The following is a 21,566-nucleotide window of genomic DNA, read 5'->3' as shown; positions in this document are numbered from 1 at the left end:
GCATAAATAGAGAGGAAAACTATGAGCGAGATTTGCATGATGTCTCTTACAAGAGACGAAGTAGCGGAACGTAAAGACTATGATGCGATCAAAGCGTCATTTGATGATTTATGGTCTTCGATTAACTCAAACGAAAATGCCAACGTTAGTATTTGTACCAGTGAAGGGACTTGTCTTTTTGTGGATAGAGAACAGCAGCTTTACAACATTAAGCTTGGTGTTGATCAGAAGGAAGGGTATGTATCGTGCAGAGTGAATCAAGTTGAAATTGAAGAGGTTGAGAGATTTCTTCATGCCTATTGCACTTACAGTAAAAGCGGATTGATTCAGTTAATCCAAGAAAGTAATTCAAAAAGTAATCCAGAAAGAAATTCAGAAAACGAACTGTAATCCTCGTTAGAATACTGATAGCCCTCCCCAGCGTCTAAACCGTTCAATCCAAAGTAATTCAAATTCAACTCACTCATATCGATGTCACTAGCCAAAAAGCTAACCTCCCACACGAGAGGTTAGTGAACCGAAGAGTAGTAGTTCAGATAAGGGAAATCGACAAATTGATTATTTGGAGCGCGGGTTCAGTCACTTGGTGAGTTAAGCGCTTTTACTCGTTATTCTGGTTTTCTTATTGAGATAAGTGTTTAGCCTGAATTTTTCATCTGGCGTGGCAACACCTTGGTCTAGCATGTTTACAGGATAAGATTTAGGGAAATCTATGTGGTAACCCTGATAATAATCAGCCCCATACTGGGCAGCAGAACGTAAGTTATCCACGTTCTCAATCCCCTCAAAAATCACCTTAATACCTTGTATCGTCGTAATGGTGTTCAGTTCTTCCAAAAGGTTGTCGTCTTGAGAACCACTCATAGCAAACTCAATCAACATATCACGGCTCACTTTGAGGTAGTCAGGCTTCACGACTGCCATGCGGCTATAACCCGCCCAACCAGAGCCAAAGTCATCCAGTGCGAAGGAAACACCTATGTTTCTGAGGTACTCAGTACCTCGATGTAAACTCTCTATGTCAGCTAAAGGGCAATAGTCCTCGACAATTTCGACGACGATTTGACTCAAGTCTACCCGCTCCTCCTTGATTAACGGGAGATATAAGCTGTTTAAGTCGTTCCCGTATGAAAAGTACTTAAAAAAGCATGGGGTAACATTGAGAAACAGCTTTAGATCACGACCGTAGATGCTCGAGTTCCGAAAGTTTCTCAAGTGCATAATGTTCAAGAAAAACTTAAATCTAAACTCAGACTTCTCACCGAAGTCCTCAAGAATTTTATAGAAGCGTTTAACGTTTACCTTTGCACCTTGCATCTCTACTCGGCATATCGCCTCATAGCCAAACACATTTTGGTCTGCGTCATTAATCGACTGAAACACACTATGCACTTTAAATCCAAGAACCGACATCTCATATCGACGGTGTTCAGAGTTCCACTCAAGCATCAGTTAGCCTCACTTGGATTGTGCTAGATTGCATAGCGGGCTAACAGAGTCCATTAATATCGCTTCAGCTTCTTCCAGCTCCATTTTTTGGGCAAAGACTAGCTCTTCGGATATCAAATCTTTGATGTGGTCCACTAAAACTTGGCGATCGTCTTCTGAGATCTTCTTGCTCTGAAGGTGACATAAGCGAATCAGTAAACTAATGACGTCTAAGCCTTTGGATTCAACACAAGCTACCTGTTTATATTCTTCAATGCTGCCTAAAACGCGTGTAACACTTTCTTTTGATACAACTTTCATCTTCACTCCCAAAAACAAACAACCTTATTAATAATCCCTATATCTGTTGATGTTCTATCCGTGAATTATGCGTCTATCGTACTTGCGCACAACCTAAACCACATCATTCAAAACTAACTAAAAACACACCAAATATACATTCCACACATTTTTCAAACGAACTTGATTTTTGATAGCCAAAGCGATGAAAAAAAATAGAATCGACGACAAGTTGGTCTAGGCGTAATAACAATAAAAATAATTAATTTGAGAGAAGTAGAATGATTAATGATAATTCACTTGTAATTAATGATGAGTTACATATAAACCTGAGCGATCGTTCGATAATGAATATCGAAAATAAAACCTTAATCAAACTAAGGCCAAAACCATTCCGTGTTTTACTCTATTTGCATAACCATAATGGTCGATGTGTGAGTAAAGATGAGCTTTTTAGTGAATGTTGGAATGGTGCTATTGTCTCTGATCAATCTCTAACCAATACGATCAGTACGTTAAGAAAGTCGCTCAAAACGATTGGTATTAAAAATACAAAGCTCACCACTGTGAGTAAAGCTGGCTATTTGCTTGAGAAAATATCCAATGAAGAGTCATCAGAAGCCCATCTACCTACTGAAAGCCATTCACCTACTGAAACCAGTCTAACTTCCGAAACCCAGGAGGACGACACAGTAGCCGCTGCTGCCATAGATGGAGCAACAAGCGAAGTCTCAGTACCTGTCGAAGTAATCGACAACCAAGAGCCGTCGAATAAACCTCGCGAAACTCTGGTTTATCTTAAAAAGCTATTCATGTTAATGCTGGCTATTTCCTCCTTGTCACTCATTAGAGGTTGCTATAACACAAATAATATCAACAAAAATATGACCCAGCGTTTGGTGTCCACAGAAAACATCTCATATAACCTTGTTGATCATACGGGGATGTTAGACCTTGATAGTATGGAGGGAATAATCCGAGTAAGCTCATATAAGGACTGTAGAGCTAGGCATATTGATATAACAGTAACTAAAAATGGCGAAGGTGTTTTTGAGACCGATTTTTCGATAGTTTATAAGAATAAAGCCCATAACTACTTGCATTCATACAAAATAAAAAATGACAGTTCTGAAGTTAGAATAATACAGATTTCTAAGATACTCAGTTTATGTAAACTCTCACTTTAAATAGGGTCTTATTCTATTAGTCATTGATATTTTATAATAAAGTTGAACGATGTGATTTTCATTATCTGTTGGTTTGAACAAACCCCATGTTGTTTAGCTAGAGTTTGCCCCGCTTGAAACTGAGCTTAACTAATATAATTCAAGAGACTCAACATGAAAAAAACGTTAATCACGCTGGCGGCACTGATTTTAACCACAACGGCAGGTGCTGCGGACTACTTAACAACCAGTGAAACGGCTCCAACAGGAAAAGACAATACGCTGACTTTATACTACGAGACAACGTTCAACCTTGTCGGTAATAGCTTGGCTGTTGGTGATTACCTGCCTTCAGTAACATTGATGACAAACAAAAACCAGCCGTACGATACCACAGCAAAAACAGACAAAGTGCGTATCTTTAGTGTACTGGCTTCGATTGACACACCAGTATGTAACCAACAAGCTCAGGATCTTTCTAACTTTGTAAAAGCAAACCCTGAACTGACAGATAACATTGAATTCATCGGCCTAAGTGCAGACACAACTTTCGCACTGGATCGATTCAAGAATGAGAAAGGTATTACAGACAACCTAACTTTGCTTTCAGATGCCAAAGACCACGTTTTTGGTTTTGAATCAGGCACACAAATCAACGAACTTGGTTTACTGGCTCGTAGCACATTCGTTGTCGATAAAGACAACAAAATCGTTCATATTCAGCGAGTTCCAGAGCTGACTATGATTCCAGATTTGGACAAAGCTGTTGAGGTAGCGAAAAAATACTTCTAAGCAAAGTAAACCAGTGGGCAAGTTAGGCTTGCCCACTTTGATTACCCTTCTTACTTCCCGCAAATTGATAGCTCAAATACATAACTTAAAGGTCATTTGTAAGCCCTATCAATACATAACTTACAAAAGCTTACCAAGAGAAAATACCATTTCTTGTAACATGCGAGCTTTATTGCTTGCAGATAATTTGGTTCTCTATGATAAATAAACTCATTATTCCTTCTCTTGTTGTTACAACAATGCTTACTGCATGTGGCGGCGGAAGCGGTGGCGGTAACAATAACAGTAACAATAACAGTAACAATAACAGTGCTTCAAAAAACGTCATTGACGCATCTAGTGCCAGCTCAGTTGTTAGCTTGGGCAACAATTTCTCGCTGCAATTCAGCGTAAAGTCGATTAAAAATGGCGCAGACAAAAACGTGAACGTTGATATTACCCAGTACGGTAATAATCTAAAATCAAGCGGCAGTTTTGCTCAAGTTCATGGTATCCCAGAGCGCAACTATAAGACTCAAAATGACGCAGACATTACGTTCACAGTAACGGCAACAAGCTCGTCTGGTAAAACGTATAATGTTGAAAACTTTAATATTTACTACGAGAACTTCAACTCAACCACAACACCAGAAAAACTTGCTGTTGCGAAAGTCGAAAACAACATCAAGAACATCATTCTTTGGAAAAAAGCCGACACCGTAACCATCAACAAGCAATTCATCATCGATAGCACTGGCGACAAGTTTAATATCGACCAGATGAGACCGATGAACCTTTACGTTCGCGTGGGTAACACCCTAAGTAACGCTATCCAATTTGTTCCAAGCTTTGCTCAAAGTGCTTCAGAGACGTTCGCTCGTGTACCAACGAGTGATTGTTCTGTTATTTCAGACACAACAGGCAACTTGCTTAACAATGGCATCAAGCAACGCAGTTGCGTAGAAGCTCATGGTTACAAGATCCCGTTACTGATCGAAGACAAAACACAGAATGACGGCACGGCCAAAGTTGCGCACGTTAAGAAGATCATGCAGTACTACCTTGATAACTTCCCAGCTGAAGTGACCAAGGCGATCTACGACAGCAAAGCTGCGATGGCGTTCTTTTACGATGATGATTGGGCTAACAGAGGTGCGGGCGATTACTTAGATGAAAACTACCGCTTCCAAGATCTATTCGCGACTGAAACGACAGATACTACAGCAGGCGAAAACAAGCCGGGCTTAGCAAATCAACGAGACGCTGCGTTTGAAGAGATCATTCACTTTGTACACGACTACGGTTTGATGAATTTAGCGGTGCAGTCACCTTCATCAAAGTGGGGTGTGATGCAAAAAGAACTCGATGAGCTGAATGAAAAAGCGATTCTTGCGGGCTCTTACTTTCCAAATGGAAAAGACTCGACGATTGTTGAAGCTGACCTAGACGCTGAGTCATACGATCAAGAATACCTAGCGTACTCTCTGTACGCTTACTACGACGTAAACTACAAAGGCTACAGCGCTCAAGAGCTAAGTTCCGCGACATTCACAGAACTTCAAAAGAACGCCCCTGCGATGGTGAAGTTTATGGAGAAATACTTCCCTACTCGCGCTAATCTAAAAGCGAAGTTCCCAGGTTACCCGAACAACTAGTTCTCGGTTCCTAAGCCTCCAACTAAGAGGCACAAAAAAGCCGAATGTGATAATCACATTCGGCTTTAAATTTACGCTTTAGTGCTTACAGCTTGAAGCGACTGATTTCGCTCTCTAGCTCGTGAGACAGTTCAGACAGCTGAGCTGCTTGCTCTGCCGCTTGGTGTGCTTCGTCTGCTAGCTCGTTAGACACGTCACGGATTCCCTCAGTGTTACGAGTAATCTCAGACGTTACAGAAGCTTGCTCTTCTGCCGCAGAAGCAATCTGTGTCGCCATGTCGCTGATACGTTCAACAGCAGCATGAATTTGCGTTAGGCTTGCAGCCGCTGAGTTTGCGTCATCAACACTGGTTTCAGCCAGAGTACGGCTGTCATTCATGATGCTAACCGCTTTGCCTGTTGTACCTTGTAGCAATTCGATAGTCTGTTGAATCTCTTGTGTTGAACCGTGTGTACGTTGGCTCAGAACACGAACTTCATCAGCAACAACCGCAAAGCCACGACCTTGCTCACCAGCACGAGCTGCTTCAATCGCTGCGTTAAGTGCAAGTAGGTTTGTCTGTTCAGCGATGCCTTGAATGTTAGACAAGATAGCGTTGATGCTATTACCGTGCTCTTCAAGTTCTAGGATTACGTTCGTCGCAATCTGAACTTCTTGAGCAAGATTTTGGATTGAGCTTTGAGTCTGTGTTACTTGACCAGTACCGTGCTCACACGCACCAACCGCTTCAGATGAATTCTGTGCCGTGTGGTCTGCGTTACCCGCGATCTCTTGTGTTGCCGCTGCCATTTCGTTAACAGCCGTTGCAACCATGTTGATTTCGTCTTGTTGCATCTGGATGCGAGCACTACGCTCTTCCGCTTGTGATGCTGTTTGGCGCGCTTGGTTACCCAATGCAGCAGACACTTCACTTAACTTGATCACCATTGTGTGCATGTTGCCCACGAAACGGTTGAAGTTTTGCGCCAGCTGGCCGATTTCGTCGTCGCTCTTAGGCTCAAGACGCTGAGTAAGGTCACCTTCACCTGAAGCAATCTCTTCTAGTGCTGCAGATACACGGTTTAGGTCACGGAATAGGAAGCTTACTAACCAAGAAACCAGTACGATCACGATAAGCGTGATCACTACAGCCGTCATAATAAGCTGAGTAAGTAGTGTTGAGTGGTTTGCTTCTTCAGTCGCTCGGTCCATCTGAACCGCGAAGATCCAGTTAGTGTTTGGTACTTTCGTGAAGTAAAGCAGCTTCTCAGCGCCACGTTCTTTAATGATCTCGATGCTACCAGTACGCACTGCGTTCTCGATGATAGGCATAGAGATGTCATTAGAAAGCTGGCTTACTGGCTTCAGGCTTAGTGCTGAATCTGGGTGCGCTAGGAATGTGCCGTCAGACGCATCGATTAGCATTGCGTGAGCGTTGTCACCCACATCTAGGCTGATAACGTCATTAACCAATTGGTCGATAAGTACGTCAGCACCTACCACACCAACAAGTTGACCATTGTGGCGAACTGGCTCTGCAATCGTTACTAGAAGTGCTTTGGTGATTGCATCTTGGTAAGCCGTAGTAATGATTTGCTTACCTGCAGCGTTTGCTTCTTGGTACCAAGGACGTTGACGAGGGTCGTAACCGGCACGGTTACGTTCAGGGTGTGAACGGTACATGCCACCTTCTGGAGTACCTAAAAAGATATCGTCAAAGCCACCCGCTACACGAGCTTGCTTAAGGAAAGGAACAACATCATCCTCTCGTGAAAAGTCGTTGAATGCTGAAGCGATATCCGTACGAATATCAATCCAGTTTTTAATACCTTCAGATGCTGCTTCTGATACGCTTTCAGCTCGTAGGTATACGCCATTACGAGTCTGTTCAAATAACTGGTTTGCTGATAACCAAGTCAGTGCTGTAGCCATAACGACAACAGCAGATAGGCTCGCACCTATTAACTTCTGTTTTAGTGTTAGTTTCATGTCAAAGTTTCACGAGTGGTGGGAAATCCCGCGCATACTACCCAATATCAGTATTAAATTCGAGCGATTTCACAATTTAATATTGGAATATATTTTTATGTAAACCATAGCCTTAGCTTATGCCAATTAGTTGGCATATCGCCAAATTCAAGGCGCTATTAACGATATGGTTATTACAAAATATTTCAGCTCCGATACGATGAAGTATGTATAGAAACTGCCATGAAAATAGATAGAAATAGGCATGAGAATAGATAGAAAAAAGGCAGGTGAGTATCCTCACCTGCCTTCGTATTATTTATCGTTCGACTGTATTTATAACACGGTCGATTCACGCTTTATGAGCTAGCGTTTTTCTGTACGCATACCCATTAGCAAGCTCACACACATCAATAACAGAATGATGGTGAAAGGCAGTGCCGTCGAGATAGCACCAGCTTGAAGAGCTTGTACTGCTTCAGTACCACCAACCCACAATAGTGCCACTGCAATCGCACCTTCAAGGAACGCCCAGAAAACACGTTGAGGTACCGGCGTGTCTACTTTACCACCAGCGGTAATGCTGTCGATAACCAGAGAGCCTGAGTCAGACGATGTAATAAAGAATACTAGAACCAATACTACTGCAATGATTGACAGCAACGTACCAAACGGTAGCGCATCGAACATTTGGAACATCGCCAGTGATACGTCGGTTAAACCTTCACTACCAAGTGTGCCGATGTTATTTACGATTTGATCAATCGCCATACCGCCAAATACTGACATCCAAATGATAGTTACAGTAGTTGGAACAATCAGAACCGCTGTGATGAACTCACGAACCGTACGACCTTTAGATACACGTGCGATGAACATACCTACGAATGGTGACCATGAAATCCACCAAGCCCAGTAGAATACCGTCCAACCGTGCAACCATGCTTGGTCTTCACGACCGTGAGGGTTACTCAGTGGAATGATGTTCTCGATGTACGCCATTAGGGTTGTTGGGATAGAACCTAGTGTCACGGCATAACCGATTAGTGCCACTAAGATAAGCAGTAAGAACGCTACCAGCATGTTTATGTTACTGATAACTTTTACACCGCCATCTATACCACGAAGTACTGAGACTACGGCCAGCAAAGTTACAGCCGTAATAACGATAACTTGTAAGCCCAAACCAGCTTCAAGGCCAAATACGTGTTGGATACCACTTGCTGCTTGCTGGGCACCTAGACCTAGCGAGGTCGCCAGACCAAATAGAGTCGCAAGTACCGCTAGAATATCAACAACGTGACCAGCCCAGCCCCATGCTCTATCACCTAAAATTGGGTAGAAGATAGAACGAATCGAAAGCGGAAGTCCCTTGTTATAAGAGAAGAATGCTAACGAAAGAGCAACCACGCCATAAATAGCCCAAGGGTGCAGACCCCAGTGATACATGGTTGCACCCAGCGCCAGTTTTGCCGCCTCTGGTGTGTTCGGCTCTACGCCAAGTGGCGTCTCAAACCAACCAGTGTAGTAAGCCGCTGGCTCTGCCACACTCCAGAACATCAATCCGATACCCATACCTGCTGCGAACAACATGGATAACCAAGACATGAACGAGTAATCTGCCGTTGCATCAACACCACCAAGGCGGATTTTACCAAACGGAGAAACGATCAAGCCTAAGCAGAAGATTACAAAAATATTGCCTGACCAGATGAACAGCCAATCGAATGAATTGATGATTTGCCCTTTAACGCCATCCAGTGCGGCCTTCGCTGATGCAGTATCAGTAACCAGAACACCAATCAAAAACAGAGCAATCAAACCTGCACTAATGCCAAATACTGGGTTATGTACGTCGAAACCCCATTTTTGGACGTTATCCTGACCAACAGTGTAATCGGTACTGTCGATACTGTATTTATCTATACCTTTAGTCATTATCCCTCTCTACGGAATACTACTAATATCCCTTACTTACCTGTGACCTAATCACAAACTCGAACCTACAATCCAAGTAGCACAAGCCGTTGTCACATTAATTCAAATACTTGGATGTCTGAAGTTTAGCAGGTTAACTTATTGTTTTCAGTAAACCTGAAGCGGTTCGTTTGGTTTTCATCCAATATTCACGTAAATACTCAAATTAATGTCGAAAAAAAAGCCGAACATGTCGGCCTTTAATTCAATATTACTTTCAACTCAAAGCATTTCGGTGTTTAACCAATTGATTTTCTGTCCGTAAACCGAGTAATAAGCTTAGGCACATAAGCAATAATATGAACGCAAATGGAAGTGCCATAGAAACGGTACCGGCTTGCAATGCTTGGATAGATTCTGTGCCACCAACCCACAATAGAACCGCAGCAATCGCACCACCAATTACCGCCCAAAAAACACGTTGAGGAACAGGTGAATCCACTTTACCACCAGAGGTAATACTATCAATCACTAGTGAACCCGAGTCTGAAGAGGTGATAAAGAACACCATAATCAAGCCAATCGACACCACAGATAAAACAGAGCTCATTGGCAGCGCATCGTAAGTGTGGAACAGCGAAAGTGTAATATCTTGTAGACCATTCATGCCTATCTCACCGACTTTGTTCGCAACTTGGTCTATCGCAATGCCGCCAAAAATCGCCATCCAGATAATGATCACTGTCGTTGGGATGAACAGTACCGCGACGATGAATTCACGAATCGTACGACCTTTAGAAATACGAGCGATAAACATGCCTACGAATGGTGACCAAGACATCCACCACGCCCAGTAGAATACCGTCCAACCTTGCATCCAAGTTTCATCACCACGACCATGGGGATTACTTAGAGGAATAAAGTTTTCGACGTAACCCATCAGCGCCGTTGGGATAGCTTTAATACCAGCAATGCCACCAGCAATCGTCACGAAAATTAGCAAGCCTAAAGCGACCAACATATTCACATTACTTAGCACCTTTACGCCGCCGTTGATGCCACGCACAACCGACATCGTTGCCAGAAAAGTGACCACAGCAATTACAACCAACTGCATGCCAATACCGCCATCAGTACCAAACACATGGTTGATGCCACTTGTCGCTTGCTGCGCGCCTAAACCTAATGAGGTTGCTAAACCAAACAGCGTTGCTAGTACCGCCACGATATCAACAATGTGACCAAACCAACCCCAAGTTCTATCCCCTAGAATCGGGTAGAAAATCGAGCGGATTGAAAGAGGTAAACCTTTATTGAAAGTAAAGAAAGCGAGTGCAAGAGCAACAACAGCGTAGATAGCCCAGCCGTGTAAGCCCCAGTTATAGATGGTTGCACCCAGTGCAAGCTTGGCCGCTTCAGGTGAGTATGCTTCGACACTAAGCGGCGTTTCATACCATCCAGTGAAGTAAGCGACTGGCTCTGCAACACCCCAGAACATCAAACCAATACCCATTCCTGCAGCGAATAACATCGACATCCAAGAAAGGTTAGAGTGCTCTGCTTTGGCATCATTGCCACCAATACGTATCTTGCCATACGGGGAGACAATGAGGGCAAAACAGAAAATAACAAAGATGTTGGCTGCCCACATAAAGAACCCATCGAAGTTACCGATGACTTTCCATTTTATACCATCAAGAGCAGATTTGGCGGTCTCTGGCTCTGCCACCAAAAGTGCCAACAGGAAGATGATGATCGACCCAGCACTAATACCAAATACAGGGTTATGTACATCAAAACCCCATTTCTGAACGTTATCTTGTCCTACGGTATAATCAGTATTATCAATACTATACCTATCCTTAACAGACTCCATGTTTCCTCTCTAACTTTGCAGTGCTCGGTTTGCAACATTGCATTCGGCACTTAAATTTCGAAAGGAAGAATATCAATCTGTCGCAAAAATACTAAAAAAACCTCCATAATGGAGGCCTTAATTACACATTTAGTAATTAAATTACACATTTACTGTAATTTAGCGTAAGATCAATCCACAAGCCCACAATTGACAGCGTACTTGGCAAGCTCTGCAGTAGAGTGAATGTCGAGCTTATGCTTAATGTTTTGTCGATGGGTTTCGACAGTTCGATAGCTAATATTCAGCGCCTTCGCCACCTCTTTACTGCTCTCGCCTTTCGCCACTAATTTCAGTACAGCTTCCTCACGTCGACTCAGTGGATTCTTCACCGATGGCGTCGGATTAATTGGCTGGGTGAACAAGTTTTGAGTCACTTTTTCGCAGAAATACGTCGAACCTTGATTGACCGTTTTGATTGCTTGAACCATTTTTTCAGCGGAAATCTCCTTCAACATATAGCCCACTGCACCCGACTGCATCACCTTCATAATATATTCACGGTTGTTATGCATGGTCAGCATCAGTACCTTAGCGTCCGGGTCTTCTTCTTTGATCAGGTGTGTGGCATCAATCCCATTCATAATGGGCATACTGATATCCATCAACACCACATCCGGGCGTAAGTCTTTGACAATCTCGACTGCCTCTAAGCCATTGCTTGCGGTACCTATCACGCTAATATCAGGCTCGAGTTCCAATCTCGCCATAAAGCCATCCAGTACCACTTGGTGATCGTCAGCAATCACAACTCGAATAACTTCACTCATTCATTAATCCCTCTAGTGTCAGTAACACTGTAATTTCCGTTCCGAAGCCAATCTCGCTCATCAGTTCAAAATCGCCACCGATAAACTCCACCCGCTCTCGCATATTTCGCAGACCGATCCCTCGTTTTTCCATCGCTTTGTAAGTATTAAAACCGACACCGTTATCCTGAATAAGCAGTTGCAACACATTGCCAATTTGCTGCGCGATAACCGTTACTTTGGTCGCTTGTGCATGTTTCTCTATGTTGGTTAACGACTCCTGAACCACTCGATACAAGGTTGTCGCCGCCTCTGACTTTAACTTCCCCGGTTGAGTGGCGAACAGGGTTTCAACCTCAATGCCCGAGTGCGCTTTAAAGTCTAAAAGCAGTGATGACAAAGCGGCTTCTAGACCAATATCATCTAATGAACTTGGACGCAGCTGGTGCGAGATATGCCTCACTTCCTCAATGGCGCGCATCAGTGAGTGCTGCGATTTATTGAGGTGAGCCTTAAGCTCTTCACTCTGTAACTTATTACCAAGCAGCTCCAAATGGCAACGACTCGACACTAATAATTGGTTAATACCATCATGCAGCTCGCGCGCGAGGTGCTTTTTCTCATCCTCTTGAAACATCACTGTCTTGTGAGCCAGCTCTTTCAAGTTGTTATCCGCAATGCGATGTTCGTGCATATTGATGGCTAAAGTCAGCACGATGATCACTGCTACCGTTACGCTCAAAATCACCACGATAGAGAAAAAAGTGGTTTCAATATTCTTGTTGATCGCAGCCTGCATTGAAGCGACTTCTTGATGTACATCTTCAATGTACAAACCCGTGCCAATCATCCAGTCCCAGCGTTCCAACCAGGCGGCATAACTCAGCTTGGATACCACTTCCCCTGTCGAAGGCTTTTGCCACAAGTACTGATGAAAGCCTCCTCCGGTTTGTGCTTCTCGTAACAAGGCTTCAATCAGGAAATCACCATCTTCATCTTGAAGTTGCAGTAAATTCTGGCCGATCAATTCCGGCTGTATTGGATGCACGAGATTGGTTCCGTGGCGATCATAAGCGAAAAAATAGCCATCTGCGCCATATCTAAGTTTAGACAATATGGCTCGAACTTCCGTTTTAGCTTGGGCTTCTTGAATATCGGGATCGTTGTAGATGTGTTCAATAGCGTCGAAAGCGAGATCGACAGTGTCCTTGAGTGCATTTTCACGGGACTTGATCAGGCTGTCTCTGAAGATCTCGACCTCTTTATCACCCAAAGTTTTAGTCTGGTGTAACGAGATCCAACTAATGCTCGCCGTAACCAGCAGCAGCGGGAGTAGCGTCAGCAGAATCAGCTTGGCTTTTAGAGGCATTCCTTTTCCTCACTAAAAACGGCTTATTGAACATCAATAAGCCGTTTTATTTTAGCAATTTATAGATAGCCGTTGAAACATATCGTTCACATTCTTGGCGTCACTCACATTCCATAAAACGCGGGGAACGCGAGAAGTGACCCAAGTACGAGTATCTGAATCACAATGAAAGGCATAACACCTCGGTAGATGTCTTTGGTCGTTACGCCTTTTGGTGCCACACCTTTTAGGTAGAACAAGCTAAAACCAAATGGTGGCGTCAAGAAGGAGGTTTGTAGATTCATTGCAATCAAGATAGCGAACCACGTCATGTTGATGCCCATTAACTCAGCAACCGGCGCTAAGATTGGCACGATGATGAAACAGATCTCTACGAAATCGATGAAGAAACCCAGAATCAAAATCACCAACATAGTAATAATCAGGAAGCCCCACTTCTCACCAGGAAGCTGTAGCATCCACTCTTCAACCAGATAGTCACCACCAGTATAGGTAAACGCCATCGAGAAAGCGGTCGCACCCAGCAAGATTGCAAACACCATTGCCGTTACTTTTACGGTTTCTTTAGAAGCGTCATACACCATCGACCAGCTAAACTGCCCGTACAGCAGTGCAAGTATCATCGCACCCGCTCCACCTAATGCGGCAGACTCTGTTGGCGTCGCCACGCCCGCAAAGATAGAACCCAGTACCACTATGATTAACGCGAGCGGCGGAAGAGTCGCTTTAAGCGCATCAATCACTTCTTGTTTACGGCTGATTGAATCGTCACGATCAATTGGCTGAGCCGCTTCAGGGTGAAGTTTTGCGTATATCAAAATATAAACAATGTACGCGCCCACCAGCATTACACCCGGCCAAATCGCCGCTTGAAACAAGTCACCAACCGGAACACCAAGCACATCACCGAGTAGAATCAAAACAATAGATGGTGGGATGATTTGACCTAAGGTACCAGAAGCACAAATGGTGCCGCACGCTAGGCCTTTGTCGTAATTGTACTTAAGCATTACTGGCAACGAGATAAGCCCCATCGCAACAACAGAAGCACCAACCACACCTGTTGAAGCTGCAAGCAGTGAACCTACTAATACGGTTGAAATCGCGATACCACCACGCACACCACCAAACAAGCGGCCCATAGACTCAAGTAGCTGCTCAGCAAGCTTGGTCTTTTGGAGAACAAGCCCCATGAAAACGAATAATGGAACGGCCATTAACACCGTATTTTCCATGATCGATTGAATTCGATATGGCATGAAAGCAAACATCTCTATGCCTTCAGCCCAAACGCCAAAGATTAAGGCGATACCACCAAAGGTAAACGCAACTGGGAAGCCAAGTAACAGTGCAAACAAGGCTACAAAAAACATTACTATTCCAATCATGTTTAGCCTCTACTTATGATTTGCATGGATAAGGTGCGGATTAAAAATCTTGTTGAGTGAGTGCAGGATCAAACCTACGCCACTCAGTGCCATCAAGAAGAATGACAGCGGGATCATGGCTTTGATGATCCATCGATATGGCAAGCCACCGGGATCGCCTGAGGTCTCACCCAGTTCATAGCTCTCTTTGGCTACATCGATACCAAACCAAGCCACCAGCAGGCAAAACGGAAGTAGAAAGATCAGCGTGCCTAGCAGGTCAATGATGGCTTGCGCTTTAAAGCTCAGCTGCTCGTAGAATACGTCTACTCGAACGTGGCCACCTGCTTTGATGGCATATGGCACACCTAGTAGGAAAACGGCAGAGAAAAGGTGCCATTCCATCTCTTGAAAGGCGATTGAGACATCGTTGAACGCATATCTCATGACAACGTCATAGACGACGTTGGCGATAAGTAAAATAAACAACATACTGGAAAGCCATCCCAGTGCGTCACCAATACGATTAAACAGGCGTTCAATATAAATTAGACTTCGCATTCCCGACTCCATGGAATTTGAAAAGACATCGTGCAGCGGGGTAACAAGCTGTTCGATGTAGAAAGGGTTCTTGGGCATTTAATTATTATGTTTAAAATGAACCCTCAGCTTATTCACTCTTAAATACTCAATAAGAAAAGCTTTGGGTTCATTTAACTTCAGTTCAACAACCGTCGATTATTTCGCTTGGCTATTGAGATAAGCTCTATGTGAAATATCCGTCCATGAACGTACTTGCTCTAGGTAAGCTGCTTGTGAAGCTTGAATCTCTTTTGCCAATGCATCTTTATCAGCGTGCTCAGCAAGCAGGCGATCGTTCGCTTCTTTCAGTGCAGACATAACCTCTGGCGGGAAATCTTTTACTTGTACATCTGGGTACTCGGTCTTCATTGAAACCCAGTTCTTACCACTTTCATGCGTTGCTTGTGTGTACATGTCGTAAGCCGCTGTACGCATTGCAACACGCAGGATTTCTTGTAGATCTTCAGGAAGCTTGTTCCATGTACGCTTGTTCACTAGGAACTGAAGCTCTGAACCCGGCTCGTGCCAACCTGTGTAGTAGTAAGGCGCAATTTTGTGGAAACCCATACGTAAATCCAGTGATGGGCCTACCCACTCTAGCGCATCAATCGTGCGACGCTCTAGAGACGTGTAAAGCTCACCTGGGGCAATGTTGGTCGGTTTAGCACCTAGCTCAGCAAGAATCTCGCCTGCAAAGCCTGGGATTCGCATTTTCAGACCTTGTAGATCTTCAACGCTGTTGATCTCTTTCTGAAACCAACCACCCATCTGGATATCGGTGTTACCACCTGGGAATGACATCAAGTTGTGTGGAGAATAAACCTGCTCCATCAACTCCATACCACCACCGTGATAGAACCATGCGTATTGTTCTGCAGGCGTCATACCGAAAGGCATAGAAGTGAAGTAAAGAGTGTTTGGAACTTTACCTTTCCAGTAGTAAGAGCCTGAGTGACCCATGTCGTATTGACCAGACTTAACCATGTCAAAAACGCCTAGAGGGGCTTTGTGTTTGTTCGCTGAATCGATTCTGATTTGCAGTCGACCATTCGACATCTTCTCAGCCATCGCTGCCATGTTTTTCGTTGCATCACCGAAAACAGGGAAATTAGGTCCCCATGTTTCAGCAAGTTTCAAACGATAAACCTTATCCGCAGCTGTTGCACCGGTTGCGACCAAAGCTAAACAAGCAGCAGCAGTTACCGCTACGTTTTTAAAAACTCGTGTAAGGGAGTTAGAAATGAGACTCATGTTCACGTCCTTTGTTGGGTTAACACTCTTTCTTTGAGCATTTTTTATGATTCAACCTAAGAGTGCACCGCGATGAAGCAACAAGATATCAGGGAGAGCACGCACCCTGAGCTTGTGTAAAGGTACGTATTAGACCAAAGGATTAAGTAGAACTACGTAGGAGATAAAAGAATGGTAACGATTTTAAAGGACTTGAAGAATTCACCCCGAAAATGCGTATTGATAAATACCTAAGTAGTTACAATGAACCCGTATTAACAATTGATTCCCATTTCGTGATGAAGCTCTAGTCGTTGCTGCATTTTAGGGAGAGTCATCCGCATTTATCGGTTGATCCGCCCTACTTTAGTGCTCGCTGATAAGAAACAAAATTGGAAGTTATCGTGAATAAGTTAAGAGGATATTTAGAATGGGAAAAGTAAAGGAGTTATTCAGCACCTTTCAGATACAAAAAAGCCTCGATAATCGAGGCTTAAAAACTTAACGAAGCGAATATCATCCCGTGGGATTAGATAGCTTTGTAGATAACCTTGTTACCTGCTAGCTGCTCTTTCGCTACTAGGTTTTCTTCAAGAAGTTTTTTCAATGCGCCTGTTGCCCATGAAGCTGCTTTCGCGTCTTCTTGACCAGCTGCTAGGCCGATACCTTTAGGGTTAATGCCTTCAGCATTGCTAACAACGATGTCTAGAACTTGTTGTTGCTTAGGAGTCAGTGCTACTGCAACTTCTTTAGTTGCTGCTACTGTTTTCTCTACCGCTGGTTTTGCTGCTACAGTTTTTTCTGCTACAACTTTCTCTGCGACAGGCTTCGCTTTTTTCGGCGTTGCCACTGCTTTAACTACAGCCGCTTTAGTGCGTTTCTGCAGTTTAGCCTGCACCTTACGCTTATGAGCAAGTCTCATTGAATATTTCTCCAGTTCACTGCTCTTTTCGCAGTGGTGAAAATTTGAAGCGCGATTTATACCAAAAAACAGGAGCTATTTGTAGAGTGAAGCGTCGAAAGTCGACGAAAAATACCGATATTGTCTACTAGCGTCTATTATTTAAACATCGACTTATCAATTCAGGGTCATATACACTGGTTATCCATCCAGACAAAAATATGAAAACTTGGTGTTGCCTATGGACACTCGTCATTTAACAAATTTCTCTTTGCCTTCGTTTACTCGCTCATACCGTATTCTAGCTGTTATTTTAGGCTTTATTTGCTTCATCATTGCACTCTATAGCAACAACCCAAAGTTACTGATCGTAGGCGCATTTTGCATTATTACTTTACTCGCCACTGGTTATTATTTAATGCTGCGTAGCAGAGTGATGTTCACACTCACACCAACACATTTTCAGCAGCATTTTTATAAGGGCGGGTGGGTTTTAAAATGGAGTAATATCCAAAAAATCGGCTTGTGTACTTATGAACAAGATGGCTGGCATCAACCTCTCCCTTGGATCGGTATTAAGGTCAAAGATTACTCACCCTACTTGGATTCCATCTGCCCTAAAATCACCTGCGAACTACTGCTCAGCCAGCGCGCACTTTTGTATTTAGGTGCCAAACAAGCAGGGAAAGAATCGAAGTTTGAAGACATGGTGCTCGACTCTTCGCATTATCACACTCGCTGTACTGAAGCTGGCTGTGTAGAGCTAAGCAAATTTAAAGAATCAGAAAACACTGAAGAGAGCTATTTTAGTAACAGCCAAACACAAGCTGCATCTGAATCCTCTAAAACGTCAAATGACGAGAAAGCCGTCATCAAAGATTACTCTGGACTACAGGCGATGCTCGCTAACAGAATGAAATATCAAAGAGGTTTTCACGGCTACGATATTTTTATATCAACCAATGACCTAAATATTAGTGGGGAAGAGTTTGTGGGCCTTGCTAGGCGCTACCTAGCCGCTGCCGAACGTATTTCTAATTAACATTCAAAGCTATAGAAATGAATGTTCACGCTAACCCGCGATGAACAATAAAAAAAGCTTAGCTTTCAGAAGAAAAGCTAAGCTTCATTTTCAATCGTTTTGGTATTCAATAACTGACTTAGTACAGAGGCATCTCATCTGCTACGAACGGGTTTGAAGCGCGCTCACGACCGAATGTCGATTCAGGTCCGTGACCCGGAACGAAAGTTACATCGCTGCCTAGTGGCCAAAGCTTGGTCTTGATTGATGTGATAAGCGTGTTGAAATCGCCTTGCGGGAAGTCAGTACGACCAATTGCACCGTTAAACAACACATCACCAACAAACGCTAAACGAGCTTGCTCGCTAAACAGTACCACGTGGCCTGGTGTGTGGCCCGGAGTATGAATCACATCGATAACTTGGTTACCAAACCTCACTTTATCACCCTCTTCTAACCAAGTATTTGGTTCAAACGCTTTACACAGAGGGAAACCAAACATTTGGCTTTGATTCTCAAGGCCTTGTAGCCAGAAGTTGTCTGCCTTATGTGGGCCAACAATTTCCACGTTCAACATCTCTGAAAGTGGCACCGTACCACCAACATGATCTAAGTGACCATGAGTCAGCACCAAGTTCACTACCTTCACACCTAGCTCTTCGATGATTGCAGCTAGCTGTTGGATGTCGCCACCTGGATCAACAACGATGCCTTCCATGGTTTCATCACACCACACAATCGAGCAGTTTTGAGCGAAAGAGGTAACAGGTACAACTTGATACTTAAGAGACATATACAAACCTTAAAGGGCAAACTAAAATTTGGGCAAACTATGACATTGGATGTCTACTTTGACAAGTGCCTACCGCTTCAGTTCACCACAGAGCCTAGAGCTACCAGCTTCGTACTGGACCAGTATCAATGTGGATGAAGTTACTACGAGCGTAATAACCAACACCACCTGCTTGCAGACTTTTAGCTACGTCTCTCAGCTCCTTTAAATCAACACCATCGATACGAAAATCGATCGCTTTTCCAAGCATGTGGTAGCTCTTTTTCGCAACCCCACTCGACTTAGATCGTAATGCTTCGTTTGTCGCCGGTGAACGGTAACCAGAGATGATCTGAACTTCTTTTTGAATACCCAAGATATTTTGGATCTGAGTGATCTGATCAAAGAGGTTCTTATCCATTGGGTGGATTTCATTGCGGCGGAAGTCTCGACATAACTTACTAAGGCGAGCCATTTCATCACCAATATAGTTAGTCCCATCGAAATAACAGGTCTCTAATCTTTCACCAGTATGAAGGTTGTTCATGCTAATCGTTCTTGGTTGATCAGGGTATGAAGCAAAAGCAATAGAAGGAGTAAGTGAGGCAACAACAGCAGTACCACCAGCGTAAGTCAGAAACTGACGGCGTGAAAATAAACTTTGAGACATACAGCAAGAAAACCAATTAGATCGAACAAAAAACGCACGATACATAATGGAATTTGCTGCGTCAACGTACAAAAACCGCGCAAAACGTTAGTATTTGTAACCTTTGCACGGTTAGTTATTGATACTCATTATAATTTTATCAATAGAAGGCGAGTTGTCATTTTTTGGTCAAGATCACCATTCTATGCATATCTGCCATTAACCACCCTGTTTATCGTATTGATAGATGTCGCCACGATATTGAATCCCCTCTTCCTCAAATAACACGGTTTGATAAATGATATGTACAGGGATTCTTTTCTTGAGTCGAACTTTAGTATTGGGTGCTAGGTCATCACTCTGATTCGGCACTTTCTTTACCTTAGTCGCAAATAACAACTCCGCGAGTTCTTCGGCATGCTCAACACGAATACAACCAGAGCTATAGGCGCGGAAGTCATCGTTAAACAAGCTTTTACTTGGGGTATCATGGAGATAGATAGCTCGCTTGTTGGGCGTATTGAACTTATACAAACCTAATGCATTGCTAGAGCCTGCTTGCTGACGCATTCGATATGGGAAAGAGTTGAAGTTGATTGTCTGCCAATCAATCTCGGTAGTATCGACAGTTTCCATCGAACGCCAACCATCAATCACTTGAAAATTGTGTGTTTCAAGATAACTTTCGTCGGCTTTTACTTTAGGCAAGATATCTTTAACCATGATTTTCCATGGCACGTTCCAAGTCGGGTTTAAGATCACCGAATCAAGTTTTATCTCTAAGAGTGGTGTTTTTCTCGATTTTCTCCCGACCACGACTTTAGATTCAAAAACCTCTTCTCCTCCTTCCCAATACTTCATATCAAAACTAGGTACATTCACCACTATCAGTGAGTCTCTATTTCTTGGCCATAAACGTGCACGCTCGGCGTTCAATGCTAGAGCAGTGAGTCGATCATCAAAGCCCATGTTGATCCACTTAATAGTGTCTGGTCCGATAATCCCATCCGCGGTAATCCCATGCATACTTTGAAAAGCTTTGGTCGCGATTTGTAAGTCTCGATCAAATCGAGGGGAATCGATAGCGATCATTGAAGTGTCTACGCCAACCAATGCAATGCGCTCAACCAGCGTCGCTTTGTCTGAAAGTTGATCCCCCAAGCGTTTCAAACCTTTTTGTCGGTAACGTTCAACACCAAGCTCTGATGCCGTGTTTAAAACAGAATAGGTTGCTTTGAATTGGTCAAAATCGCCAACCGGTGGCGCGTAAGACAGCACCATCTCCAACAAGTAATCATTGGCAACGCTGCTTTTAAGTCTCATAACAATATGAGGTGAAGGCGCGGGTAATTTAGAATGCAGCTGACCGGAGAAATACCACTCCTTACCTATGATTGGCGCATTCTCAACGTAGCTCAGATAATAGATGAAGGTGTCAGTCAGTAGTATGTCCAACTCTTGCCACTGCTGTCGAGATTGGTATTGGCGAATCTGTTTAAGCTGTCGCTCAAAAAGCGGGGCCATCTTCGCTTGTTCAATCAGCGATAACTGGAATTCAAACGCCTTGACCAGCTCGGGAGAGTCCCACAAGAATGGAAATGAGGTATCTTGGTAAATGCTCTGGGTAAGTTCAGGGTATATCAGCATGAAAGAGAGCTCTGAATCTGCCGGAATAAACCGACGCTCTTCAGAACTCGTATAGCTCCATGTACTCACGGAAACTAGTACTAATAAACCACAGAAGTATCTCGCTAACATGCCTTACTCCATCACCACTAATCCCATAAGTATGGCAAAGAAATTGGAGTAAGCATGTTAATTTTTAA

19 protein-coding genes are annotated in these 21,566 nt (G+C 43.6%); 5 read left to right on the top strand and 14 right to left on the bottom strand.

What is annotated here, in order from left to right; genetic code table 11:
• The first annotated feature begins 36 nt into the window (after positions 1-36).
• The gene (locus tag F0232_RS04495) at positions 37-390 is read left to right on the top strand and encodes a hypothetical protein (protein ID WP_239961572.1); all 354 of its coding nucleotides are present in this window, start codon (positions 37-39) and stop codon (positions 388-390) included.
• Between the two features lie 201 nt (positions 391-591).
• Here the strand turns inward: F0232_RS04495 and F0232_RS04490 are convergent, their stop codons facing one another.
• Both F0232_RS04490 and F0232_RS04485 read right to left on the bottom strand, forming a co-directional pair.
• On the bottom strand, positions 592-1,449 hold the full coding sequence (locus F0232_RS04490) for an EAL domain-containing protein (protein ID WP_105057320.1): 858 nt from the start codon (positions 1,447-1,449) through the stop codon (positions 592-594).
• 9 nt (positions 1,450-1,458) lie between these two features.
• Positions 1,459-1,749, bottom strand: a complete 291-nt coding sequence (locus F0232_RS04485) for a hypothetical protein (RefSeq protein WP_105057321.1) — start codon at positions 1,747-1,749, stop codon at positions 1,459-1,461.
• A 260-nt stretch (positions 1,750-2,009) separates the two neighbouring features.
• Here F0232_RS04485 and F0232_RS04480 point away from each other — a divergent pair, with 260 nt between their 5' ends.
• The 3 genes from F0232_RS04480 to F0232_RS04470 all read left to right on the top strand — a co-directional run bounded on the left by F0232_RS04480 (position 2,010) and on the right by F0232_RS04470 (position 5,320).
• Positions 2,010-2,915 carry a transcriptional regulator gene (locus F0232_RS04480; RefSeq protein WP_105057322.1) on the top strand — a complete coding sequence of 302 codons (906 nt, stop codon included), beginning with the start codon at positions 2,010-2,012 and terminating at the stop codon, positions 2,913-2,915.
• A gap of 153 nt (positions 2,916-3,068) precedes the next feature.
• Positions 3,069-3,686 carry a peroxiredoxin gene (locus tag F0232_RS04475; RefSeq protein ID WP_061032769.1) on the top strand — a complete coding sequence of 206 codons (618 nt, stop codon included), beginning with the start codon at positions 3,069-3,071 and terminating at the stop codon, positions 3,684-3,686.
• Between the two features lie 197 nt (positions 3,687-3,883).
• Positions 3,884-5,320 carry a hypothetical protein gene (locus tag F0232_RS04470; RefSeq protein ID WP_105057323.1) on the top strand — a complete coding sequence of 479 codons (1,437 nt, stop codon included), beginning with the start codon at positions 3,884-3,886 and terminating at the stop codon, positions 5,318-5,320.
• An 85-nt stretch (positions 5,321-5,405) separates the two neighbouring features.
• On the opposite strand, the gene F0232_RS04465 is transcribed toward F0232_RS04470, so the two are convergent.
• From F0232_RS04465 to F0232_RS04425, 9 genes are all read right to left on the bottom strand, one after another.
• A complete protein-coding gene (locus F0232_RS04465; RefSeq protein ID WP_008224272.1) occupies positions 5,406-7,289 on the bottom strand; it encodes a methyl-accepting chemotaxis protein in 1,884 nt (627 codons plus the stop codon).
• 345 nt (positions 7,290-7,634) lie between these two features.
• Complete coding sequence (locus F0232_RS04460; RefSeq protein WP_008224276.1) at positions 7,635-9,206, bottom strand: BCCT family transporter; 1,572 nt, start codon at positions 9,204-9,206, stop codon at positions 7,635-7,637.
• 256 nt (positions 9,207-9,462) lie between these two features.
• Complete coding sequence (locus F0232_RS04455; RefSeq protein WP_105057324.1) at positions 9,463-11,061, bottom strand: BCCT family transporter; 1,599 nt, start codon at positions 11,059-11,061, stop codon at positions 9,463-9,465.
• A gap of 170 nt (positions 11,062-11,231) precedes the next feature.
• Positions 11,232-11,870, bottom strand: a complete 639-nt coding sequence (locus F0232_RS04450; protein WP_061032772.1) for a response regulator transcription factor — start codon at positions 11,868-11,870, stop codon at positions 11,232-11,234.
• Positions 11,863-13,218 (bottom strand): cache domain-containing protein, encoded by a 1,356-nt coding sequence (locus F0232_RS04445; RefSeq protein ID WP_061032773.1) that lies wholly within the window; start codon positions 13,216-13,218, stop codon positions 11,863-11,865. Before F0232_RS04445 ends, F0232_RS04450 begins: the two co-directional genes overlap by 8 nt.
• A 104-nt stretch (positions 13,219-13,322) precedes the next feature.
• Positions 13,323-14,606, bottom strand: coding sequence for a TRAP transporter large permease subunit (locus F0232_RS04440; protein ID WP_105057325.1), 1,284 nt, complete (start codon positions 14,604-14,606; stop codon positions 13,323-13,325).
• 9 nt (positions 14,607-14,615) lie between these two features.
• Complete coding sequence (locus tag F0232_RS04435; RefSeq protein ID WP_008224282.1) at positions 14,616-15,146, bottom strand: TRAP transporter small permease subunit; 531 nt, start codon at positions 15,144-15,146, stop codon at positions 14,616-14,618.
• Between the two features lie 177 nt (positions 15,147-15,323).
• Positions 15,324-16,418, bottom strand: a complete 1,095-nt coding sequence (locus tag F0232_RS04430; RefSeq protein WP_105057326.1) for a TRAP transporter substrate-binding protein — start codon at positions 16,416-16,418, stop codon at positions 15,324-15,326.
• A gap of 508 nt (positions 16,419-16,926) precedes the next feature.
• Complete coding sequence (locus F0232_RS04425) at positions 16,927-17,319, bottom strand: hypothetical protein (protein ID WP_004740184.1); 393 nt, start codon at positions 17,317-17,319, stop codon at positions 16,927-16,929.
• Positions 17,320-17,539: 220 nt separating this feature from the next.
• Here F0232_RS04425 and F0232_RS04420 point away from each other — a divergent pair, with 220 nt between their 5' ends.
• The gene (locus F0232_RS04420; RefSeq protein WP_105057327.1) at positions 17,540-18,340 is read left to right on the top strand and encodes a DUF2982 domain-containing protein; all 801 of its coding nucleotides are present in this window, start codon (positions 17,540-17,542) and stop codon (positions 18,338-18,340) included.
• A 118-nt stretch (positions 18,341-18,458) separates the two neighbouring features.
• Here F0232_RS04420 and F0232_RS04415 read toward each other — a convergent pair whose 3' ends face one another.
• The 3 genes from F0232_RS04415 to F0232_RS04405 all read right to left on the bottom strand — a co-directional run bounded on the left by F0232_RS04415 (position 18,459) and on the right by F0232_RS04405 (position 21,498).
• Entirely contained in the window at positions 18,459-19,112 is a 654-nt protein-coding gene (locus F0232_RS04415; RefSeq protein ID WP_105057328.1) for an MBL fold metallo-hydrolase, read from the bottom strand.
• Positions 19,113-19,212: 100 nt separating this feature from the next.
• Complete coding sequence (locus F0232_RS04410; protein ID WP_008222012.1) at positions 19,213-19,761, bottom strand: YcbK family protein; 549 nt, start codon at positions 19,759-19,761, stop codon at positions 19,213-19,215.
• A 198-nt stretch (positions 19,762-19,959) separates the two neighbouring features.
• The gene (locus F0232_RS04405) at positions 19,960-21,498 is read right to left on the bottom strand and encodes a murein L,D-transpeptidase (protein WP_061032776.1); all 1,539 of its coding nucleotides are present in this window, start codon (positions 21,496-21,498) and stop codon (positions 19,960-19,962) included.
• Positions 21,499-21,566: the final 68 nt, after the last annotated feature.

It is taken from the genome of Vibrio sp. T3Y01 (assembly GCF_013114525.1).
In the GTDB taxonomy this organism is placed as follows: Bacteria; Pseudomonadota; Gammaproteobacteria; order Enterobacterales; family Vibrionaceae; genus Vibrio; species Vibrio chagasii_B.
The sequence above is the reverse complement of the archived record's forward strand: the minus strand, read 5'-3'. Positions and strand labels throughout refer to the sequence as shown.

Bases quoted from the DNA above. Each gene is read 5' to 3' on its own strand.
- F0232_RS04495 (WP_239961572.1), top strand. From the start codon at position 37: ATGATGTCTCTTACAAGAGACGAAGTAGCGGAACGTAAAGACTATGAT.
- F0232_RS04490 (WP_105057320.1), bottom strand. From the start codon at position 1,449: ATGCTTGAGTGGAACTCTGAACACCGTCGATATGAGATGTCGGTTCTT.
- F0232_RS04485 (WP_105057321.1), bottom strand. From the start codon at position 1,749: ATGAAAGTTGTATCAAAAGAAAGTGTTACACGCGTTTTAGGCAGCATT.
- F0232_RS04480 (WP_105057322.1), top strand. From the start codon at position 2,010: ATGATTAATGATAATTCACTTGTAATTAATGATGAGTTACATATAAAC.
- F0232_RS04475 (WP_061032769.1), top strand. From the start codon at position 3,069: ATGAAAAAAACGTTAATCACGCTGGCGGCACTGATTTTAACCACAACG.
- F0232_RS04470 (WP_105057323.1), top strand. From the start codon at position 3,884: ATGATAAATAAACTCATTATTCCTTCTCTTGTTGTTACAACAATGCTT.
- F0232_RS04465 (WP_008224272.1), bottom strand. From the start codon at position 7,289: ATGAAACTAACACTAAAACAGAAGTTAATAGGTGCGAGCCTATCTGCT.
- F0232_RS04460 (WP_008224276.1), bottom strand. From the start codon at position 9,206: ATGACTAAAGGTATAGATAAATACAGTATCGACAGTACCGATTACACT.
- F0232_RS04455 (WP_105057324.1), bottom strand. From the start codon at position 11,061: ATGGAGTCTGTTAAGGATAGGTATAGTATTGATAATACTGATTATACC.
- F0232_RS04450 (WP_061032772.1), bottom strand. From the start codon at position 11,870: ATGAGTGAAGTTATTCGAGTTGTGATTGCTGACGATCACCAAGTGGTA.
- F0232_RS04445 (WP_061032773.1), bottom strand. From the start codon at position 13,218: ATGCCTCTAAAAGCCAAGCTGATTCTGCTGACGCTACTCCCGCTGCTG.
- F0232_RS04440 (WP_105057325.1), bottom strand. From the start codon at position 14,606: ATGATTGGAATAGTAATGTTTTTTGTAGCCTTGTTTGCACTGTTACTT.
- F0232_RS04435 (WP_008224282.1), bottom strand. From the start codon at position 15,146: ATGCGAAGTCTAATTTATATTGAACGCCTGTTTAATCGTATTGGTGAC.
- F0232_RS04430 (WP_105057326.1), bottom strand. From the start codon at position 16,418: ATGAGTCTCATTTCTAACTCCCTTACACGAGTTTTTAAAAACGTAGCG.
- F0232_RS04425 (WP_004740184.1), bottom strand. From the start codon at position 17,319: ATGAGACTTGCTCATAAGCGTAAGGTGCAGGCTAAACTGCAGAAACGC.
- F0232_RS04420 (WP_105057327.1), top strand. From the start codon at position 17,540: ATGGACACTCGTCATTTAACAAATTTCTCTTTGCCTTCGTTTACTCGC.
- F0232_RS04415 (WP_105057328.1), bottom strand. From the start codon at position 19,112: ATGTCTCTTAAGTATCAAGTTGTACCTGTTACCTCTTTCGCTCAAAAC.
- F0232_RS04410 (WP_008222012.1), bottom strand. From the start codon at position 19,761: ATGTCTCAAAGTTTATTTTCACGCCGTCAGTTTCTGACTTACGCTGGT.
- F0232_RS04405 (WP_061032776.1), bottom strand. From the start codon at position 21,498: ATGTTAGCGAGATACTTCTGTGGTTTATTAGTACTAGTTTCCGTGAGT.